7 protein-coding genes and 1 pseudogene are annotated in these 7,403 nt (G+C 47.9%); 5 read left to right on the top strand and 3 right to left on the bottom strand.

All coding sequences use genetic code 11. The features are described 5' to 3' along the window. Together TH25_RS24315 and TH25_RS25350 are read left to right on the top strand one after the other, a co-directional pair. The coding region (locus TH25_RS24315; protein WP_258549298.1) for an IS3 family transposase at nt 1-806 on the top strand (806 nt) is incomplete at its 5' end. Nucleotides 807-1,031: 225 nt separating this feature from the next. Next, nucleotides 1,032-1,265 (top strand): hypothetical protein, encoded by a 234-nt coding sequence (locus TH25_RS25350; protein WP_220151506.1) that lies wholly within the window; start codon nt 1,032-1,034, stop codon nt 1,263-1,265. Between the two features lie 352 nt (nt 1,266-1,617). Here TH25_RS25350 and TH25_RS25755 read toward each other — a convergent pair. Next, nucleotides 1,618-2,557: pseudogene (locus TH25_RS25755) on the bottom strand (IS630 family transposase). Between the two features lie 583 nt (nt 2,558-3,140). Further along, on the bottom strand, nt 3,141-3,869 hold the full coding sequence (locus tag TH25_RS24295; RefSeq protein ID WP_114090823.1) for an SOS response-associated peptidase: 729 nt from the start codon (nt 3,867-3,869) through the stop codon (nt 3,141-3,143). Nucleotides 3,870-4,535: 666 nt separating this feature from the next. Here TH25_RS24295 and TH25_RS24290 point away from each other — a divergent pair. Continuing rightward, nucleotides 4,536-4,925 carry a hypothetical protein gene (locus TH25_RS24290; RefSeq protein WP_114090822.1) on the top strand — a complete coding sequence of 130 codons (390 nt, stop codon included), beginning with the start codon at nt 4,536-4,538 and terminating at the stop codon, nt 4,923-4,925. Nucleotides 4,926-5,043: 118 nt separating this feature from the next. Further along, complete coding sequence (locus TH25_RS24285) at nt 5,044-5,877, top strand: DNA adenine methylase (RefSeq protein WP_114090821.1); 834 nt, start codon at nt 5,044-5,046, stop codon at nt 5,875-5,877. Nucleotides 5,878-5,983: 106 nt separating this feature from the next. Here the strand turns inward: TH25_RS24285 and TH25_RS24280 are convergent, their stop codons facing one another. Beyond that, the gene (locus TH25_RS24280; RefSeq protein WP_114090820.1) at nt 5,984-6,502 is read right to left on the bottom strand and encodes a hypothetical protein; all 519 of its coding nucleotides are present in this window, start codon (nt 6,500-6,502) and stop codon (nt 5,984-5,986) included. 409 nt (nt 6,503-6,911) lie between these two features. On the opposite strand from TH25_RS24280, the gene TH25_RS24275 reads away from it, so the two are divergent. Beyond that, nucleotides 6,912-7,298, top strand: coding sequence for a hypothetical protein (locus TH25_RS24275; RefSeq protein ID WP_114090819.1), 387 nt, complete (start codon nt 6,912-6,914; stop codon nt 7,296-7,298). Nucleotides 7,299-7,403: the final 105 nt, after the last annotated feature.

The raw sequence follows: 7,403 nt of genomic DNA, 5'->3' as shown, positions 1-7,403 counted from the left end.
CCTGTTCAGCCCTGCCAGTGGATCGGTCCAGTATGAGATATCGCCCTCGACGGCCGGATGATGTGCCTTTGCGCACACGCCTGAAGGCACTGTCGCATGAGCGCAAGCGGTTTGGTTATCACCGTCTGCATCTGATGCTGGCGCGCGAGGGCTGGCATGTGAATCACAAGAAGCTTCGGCGGATTTATCGGGAAGAGGGCCTTCAGGTGCGCAAGCGTGGCGGGCGGAAGCGGGCATTGGGAACGCGGGCACCGATCCAACTTCCCGATAGAGTGAACCGGCGCTGGTCACTGGATTTTGTCTCAGATGCTTTTACGGATGGTCGCCGGTTCCGCATTCTGACCGTGGTGGATGATTACAGTCGCGAATGTCTGGCGCTGGTTGCCGATACATCCCTGTCCGGCAAGCGGGTGACCCGGGTGCTTGACCAGTTGATTGAGGCCCGGGGCAAACCGGCAACCATTGTCAGCGATAATGGCACGGAACTGACCAGTATGGCCGTTCTCAAATGGGTTCAGGACAGGAAGGTCGCATGGCATTATATTGCACCGGGCAAGCCGATGCAGAACGGATTTGTCGAGAGTTTCAATGGCAAACTGCGTGACGAATGTCTGAATGAAACCCTGTTCTCGTCCCTGCACCACGCAAGGGCGATACTGGCCGAATGGAAACACGATTACAACACCATCAGACCCCATTCCGCACACGGGGGAAAACCTCCGACAGACATTACGGCGCAATCATGTACGGGGCTACCCCCGTACATGATTGCATCCAAACCCGATTCAGGGCATGAATTTAACTAAAGCCTCTACTTATGAATAGAGGAAACTTGGGGCGCAGGTCACAATGAGCAGCAGGACGAAAAAGGCCCCGGCGCCAAAGAGAAAAAGATTGATGCTGGTGGAATCCTTAAGGACCTCCCTTGTCATGCATCCAACTTTCGAACCATGTCACCCTTGTATGATGGGCGAAATGGGACAACATTTCCAGCCTGTCGACGGCCAGAGGAGATAAAACGGGAGGCACGGATGACGGCAGCGCACTTCAGCCAGAACCCCAGAGCGACTGCGGTCGCGCTCAAGGCCTATCGCAATATTGCACACAACTGGGCATTGTCCGCTCGTCAAGCGGCAGCCCTTGCCGATATGTCCCCGGGCAAATGGCGCGGCGCATGCTGCCCGAACTATGGCGGCCGGATCAATGTGGATCAGATGCTCAGGTTGAGCGCACTGATCGGCATCTATCGCAGCCTTGAGCTGTAGTTTGACACGCCGATCGCCCGCTCTTGCTCTTGGATCCTTATACCCAATCAGGGGCCGCTCTTTGCCGACGACAAACCTGTCGAGCGCATGATTGATCGCGGCCTGCCCTATATGCTGAACGTCCGACACTATCTGGAAGATCGACTGGAAGGCTATTAACCATCACAGCCGGAAAGTGTGTATCTTGAGCAACAGGAAACAGCATCAGATAAATCAAGATACCTATCAATTTGAAGAAAAAAGCGGCGCAACCTAAGCCACCCGCTTTCCTTCTTTTGCCGCAAGGTTTTCTCGCTCGGGCGAGGGAACTTATCCTGCAACTCGCAGCGATTAGAGTCTTTTCCGAATAGAATTACGCATAGCCAGAATTTCTGATGTAGTTTCTACATTCTTGAGGGGAGAATTGATCAAGTAGGGTTCCGATCCGTCGCCATGTCGCCTCCTGTGTTCGTTCTTTTGCCTTTCGGAGCAACCTTTTGAGCTTTGAGAATACTTGCTCAATCGGATTGAGATCCGGGCTGTAAGGCGGGAGAAAAAACAGACGTGCCTTTGCTTTACGAATGGCGTTTCGGACTTCCAGTGCTTTGTGAGAAGAAAGATTGTCAAGGATAACAACATCGCCAGGATTCAACGCAGGAACCAGCATTTGTTGAACCCATGCCAGAAACCGTTCTCCATTGATCGGCCCGTCAAAAACATAGGGCGCTGCGATACCGTCATGTCGGAGAGCTGCAATAAAGGTCATCGTCATCCAGTGTCCTGCAGGCGCCGTTGCCCTGAGAGGGCGACCTTTCGGGCTCCAGCCCCGGGTCGGCGTCATATTCGTCTTTGCCCATGTTTCATCGATAAAGACGAGATGGTGTGGATCAATGTTCTTTTGATATTTCTGCCATTGCTCGCGCCGATAAGCTACGTCACGTCGATCCTGCTCGCTGGCGAACAGACTTTTTTAAAGCTGATGCGCTCTTTTTTGAAGAAGTTGGATAACATTGAGGGCACCGCCCTGATCCCCCGGGATTCTTCGAGTTGGTGGCAAAGTTCAGACACGTGATATCTGGCTGTTCTTCTATGCGTGACAGAAGCCAATCTCGTACAGCCGGAAGGGCTGATGGTCGATGGCCTCCTGTCCCAACTGGCCGATAACGTTTCTCACGAGAAACTGCTTGCAGCCATTTAACTGCTGTGGAGGGACTAACCCCAAATCGCTCAGCAGCCCCGCGCCGACTCATACCTTCCTTTAAAACCGCGTCAATTACACGGTCAAGCAAATCCTGATCAAGTGCTCTTGCCATAAAGACTGACCTCCTTATCCAGCCTTTATCTTGAATCACAATTTGCACAATAACGGAATCTTCGATTCAAGCTAATGAGAAGAGAATCTAATACACAAATCTTATGATGCCATTCAACCAAATTTGCGTATTAAGTGAAATATTTTCATCTTATTTTCACGGAAAACCTAGCTCGGCCCGAGATACCATTTGCTCAGTTGAGCCTCGTCCAAATGAAAATAGCTCAGCAGATTTTCAGCGTCCAAGCGCCGACGATATAACCTCAGAGCCCCTTGGTTTATCGCGCTGAACAATTTGCTATATGTCAGCCCCTGATAGTTGTATTTGGCGACAGCTTGAGACAACTGGATCATTCTTTTCCCCCTTTGCTGGCGGCTTGGATTTTTCTCGCAAACTATCAATCCACTCATCGACAACTTGCCTGTCATACCACCACTTTGGCCACCCATCCTTTTCGGGTGAATGAAATGCATTAAGAATGTTCGCGACAGTATTTGGTAGGCCCGGAGGGGCTATGATTAGTTCGATTTAATGTTGAGTTTCAAACAGTTATTGTCCCACACGCGGGTCAATTGCCCCCTAATTAAATCAATGTGTTAGGATTATCCTGTCCCACGCCTGAAACAGCATATCGTTTCAATAATTGTTCTCCATTGTTGCTAACTTTTCCGACGACTGGATCAACTGGATAGAGATGAAGCAATTGAGAAGGCGTATTTTGGATGATGGTCGGTAACACGTTTTCCAGGGGATCGAACAACCACGATTTGACCTCGTCCGAAGTCAGGATCGCAGGTTCTCGCGTATGAACTTTGGCCATCTTGTCGCCTGACTGCCTGGTTAAAATTGTGAAAGTATAAGCCTCAAACCGCGAGGCATTGAATGTACCGACCCAATGAGACCAGATCCCTGCCATAAGCGCAGGCTGGAATCCTCCTTTGCCATCGCCAACACCTATCGCAAACGGTTGTTTATCGCTTTTCCGCCACTCATAGAAACATCGTATAGGCACCAAACAACGATGGCGCTTCACAGACCCACGATAAGTAGCCTTACTTGTGATTTCCTCGGCTTTGGCATTGATGGTCGTAAATTTCTTATCTGAGAGATCCTTGTCCCACCAGGGCGGGACGAATCCCCAGTAAGCGTATTCGCCCCAAACGTTCACCCCATCACAGAGCACCACCGGGCAATACTGGGTCGGTGCAGTGTTGTAATTTGGCTTTGGTTCATCCGCCGGGACAGGAAACAACAACCCAGCTAAATGATGTATCTCTGACCAGGTAAGATTGTGTGTGTATCTACCGCACATATGTTCTCGATCGCAATCAGAGGAATGCCTAGCGGGCACAAAAGGGCCGTTAAAATTTTAGGCCATCGGAAAATGGTAACAAAGGTAATGAATGGGAATAAAAAGATTTATAATCAAATAAAAACAATAACTTAAACCAAAGCATCAGCAAGTTACAAAATAGTCACAAACAGTAACAATGTTACCATTTTTCACAGTGACAAAATGAATAAACAAAATCCTTTTATTTCAATACTGTAACCTTTTACCGTTCGTTTTGTTACCAAGCGTTACCTTTCAGGGTAACGATTAAATCATATATTTATCAACATGATAGGACAATTTTTGCACCATTGTTACCGTTGTTACCTTTTCCCGACGCCAAAACTAAAATTGTATCCGGGAAGCCAAGAAGCATGATCACAACAATGAGCAACCGATGCAAAATGATGCAGAAAAATGCAGAACTTTGCCTGTTTGGAAATCTCTAAGAACCGCAAACAGCCGCTTGCCTTGCACCATGTTCGGCACTGCAGAATTTTCGACACATAAAGAGCGCAGGCGCGGCGGGGGATGACTGCGATTTTTTGGGCTTTTATCCCTGGGCATCCCTATTTACGAATTGCTATTTATAGTTGTATACTGTAGTATAAATCATCTTTTGATTGCCATAAGGGGACAGCAATAATGACAGTACGCAAGGGAGCGATTGCACTGGCTTTGATGATGGTATGCGGGCTGCCCCTGGGGGCATATGCCGCGCAATGCGAGGAAGGTAACGCCGCAACCGATTATTCGGGCTGGCAGTATATTGAAAACAATGCCGCCCGAACGGCAGACAGTTATGCCGCCTCACATAACCCCAAAGCGACCTATATTTTTGCGACCAGTGAAGTCGTCTATCAAAGCGAGCTGGGTTATGTCGTGGTACTGACCAATAAGGGGCGTAGCGGTGATATCAGCACGGCCACGCTTACAACAAATTTTGATTTCTGTGGTGATCCCGCCAGACTTGACGATAATCGCGAGGATCTGTTCACCGTGACAGGCGGATCATTCAACGGGCAACATTTTTAATCCGGTTGGTTGCGCAGGGGATACGCAACCATTTAACGGTTATACAAAAAAATTTCTCTTTTAAGTTGTATTGGCCGGGAAACCTCCCGGTCTTTTGTTATTCAACGAGGCCCCTGACATGACCGCCCTGTCCCCCAACGCCATTAAATTGCAGCCTGTAAAGGCTGTAAGCCCTGTCGCCCCCTATGTCGGCGGGAAACGCCTGCTTTCCAAACTGATTACTGAAATGATCAGCACTGTTCCACATTCCCTGTACGCGGAACCCTTTGTCGGCATGGGCGGCATTTTCCTGCGGCGCAAATCCGCCCCGGCTGCTGAAGTCATTAACGACATTTCACGCGATGTTTTCTGCCTGTTCCGTGTGCTTCAGGACCATTACAGCTATTTTGTTGACTACCTGAAATACCAGATCGCCAGCCGGGCGGAGTTTGAACGCCTCCGCGCCATTCCCCCTGAAACCCTGACCGACATCCAACGGGCAGCGCGTTTCGTTTACCTGCAACGTCTGGCCTTTGGGGGCAAGGTATGCAACCGGAACTTTGGCATACAAACCGACGGCCCCGCGCGTTTCAATCTGTCGCGCCTGGTGCCCATGCTTGATGACCTGCATGAACGCCTTAACGGCGTGGTGATTGAATGCCTGCCCTATGCGGATTTCATCACCCGTTACGACCACGAAGAAACCCTGTTTTACCTGGACCCGCCCTATTGGGGGGCGGAGGATTATTACGGCAAGGAAGTTTTCACCCGGGAGGATTTTGAACGCTTGTCCGGGATCCTGTCGGACATAGACGGTCGCTTCATTCTTTCGCTCAATAACACCGCTGGCGTTCGTGAAACCTTTGCAGCATTTAACATTCTTGATGTTAAAACGCGCTATAGCCTGTATGGCAAGAAACAGAATACGGCGAGCGAAGTGATCATCACCAATTTCGACGCAACCACAAGATAATTGACGTACCAGCCATATCGCAGGAAAATTCGCGTCTCGACTGGTGAACCCCTCCCTGTTGCGCCCAGGCCCGTGCCATCCATCCCCAAGGCACGGGCCTTTTCTTTTACTCACCATGTAGCAATACGTACTTTCTAACCTTTTTAAGGTCGGAAGATTTCGCCTTATGGTAACGGCCAAAAGTATCTTCGAAGCCTATCGATGCTATATCCCACTCTGAAAACCACCTTTTATGAAGACCAAAAAAAGCAGTATGACTTTTCCCGACATCTAAAGTTGCTGGAAGTCCACCATCAAAGACATAATGAATTTTTTTATTAGGCTCTTTTAAATCAATAGGAATTAGCCCGACTTCTGCACCAGGCTTTTCCACTTTTGTTTTTCGACCAAATCGTGCCCGAACAAATCTCACAGTTACATCATTGGGACCAAGATTGGTAATCGTGACTTCGACAAAAGTAACCTTCGGCTCTGGAGCATATTTTCCGTATTCTCGAATTCTACATCCAACCCTCATTCGAGGTTTGGGATAAATGAATTTAGACCAGACACTCCAACTAAGCGAAATCACAGATATCACTAATGAGGTAGTTCCGAAGATCAATGCCGTATCCGCTGTATCCATCGTTTTCCCGATTCTCAAGTCTTATTTTACAAATTACTGACCACTATTAATCAATCAATTACATGCAAATTTCAGCTAACCCCATGAGAAATATTTTTCCTTCATCATCATTATCAAGTCAGAGCACCAGTATGAGGTGTTTGGTTGACGCGACCTCAGCGCACGACAAGACGACATTTTGGTGAGGCTTAATATCAGCGAGAACCATCTGATGCACTATTTCTACGTAAAACACAAAAAACCCACACTATATTAGATACAAAGAAGCATCGACAAACCTTGTTCGCTCTTTTACAAGCGTTAAAAAGTTAGATTGACTAGAAAAAAACTTTACCTTACGTATATATTAAGACATTTTACAATATCACCACAAGAACTCAAATCCACTACAATCATAAGGTTCATTCAAATGACCATCAACCTCCCTCTAAAAATCCGCTCGCTTTTTTCTAGAGGAGACCTCGACAAAGAGCGCCTTATTTTAGAAGCCATGAGCACAGTTAAAAATGGTTCAAAATTCCTGATATTTGACAACACATTTGCCGAAGATGGACACATTTCAAACCATAATCGACATTTGTACTGTTTAAGGCTTCGTACAGAAGTGCAGGAAGGTGAGTGGATCGTCATCTATTCCAAAAGAGGCAGTTTCCGACAGGGCACCGACAGTTCTGGGCATCCTTGTCATTATTATTATTGGGGACTAGGCTCCAGCGTTTGGAACAAGGATGAAGATGAGATCGTTCACATTGTTGACGCGACCCACGTAGTTACAAAAAAGTTCGTTGCTAATTGAATAAAATGGCTACCAGAGAAGTAAAGCCACGGTGACACTTCCCAATTCTTTGCTAATTCTTGTCGTGAGCATTCCCTAGGGTCCAGACTCATTCAAATCCAGTAG

It is taken from the genome of Thalassospira profundimaris, from assembly GCF_003326755.1.
GTDB classification, from domain to species: domain Bacteria; phylum Pseudomonadota; class Alphaproteobacteria; order Rhodospirillales; family Thalassospiraceae; genus Thalassospira; species Thalassospira profundimaris_B.
The sequence above is the reverse complement of the archived record's forward strand: the minus strand, read 5'-3'. Positions and strand labels throughout refer to the sequence as shown.

Coding starts and splice junctions, on each gene's coding strand:
- TH25_RS25350 (WP_220151506.1), top strand. CDS start 1,032: ATGACGGCAGCGCACTTCAGCCAGAACCCCAGAGCGACTGCGGTCGCG.
- TH25_RS24290 (WP_114090822.1), top strand. CDS start 4,536: ATGACAGTACGCAAGGGAGCGATTGCACTGGCTTTGATGATGGTATGC.
- TH25_RS24295 (WP_114090823.1), bottom strand. CDS start 3,869: ATGTGCGGTAGATACACACACAATCTTACCTGGTCAGAGATACATCAT.
- TH25_RS24275 (WP_114090819.1), top strand. CDS start 6,912: ATGACCATCAACCTCCCTCTAAAAATCCGCTCGCTTTTTTCTAGAGGA.
- TH25_RS24280 (WP_114090820.1), bottom strand. CDS start 6,502: ATGGATACAGCGGATACGGCATTGATCTTCGGAACTACCTCATTAGTG.
- TH25_RS24285 (WP_114090821.1), top strand. CDS start 5,044: ATGACCGCCCTGTCCCCCAACGCCATTAAATTGCAGCCTGTAAAGGCT.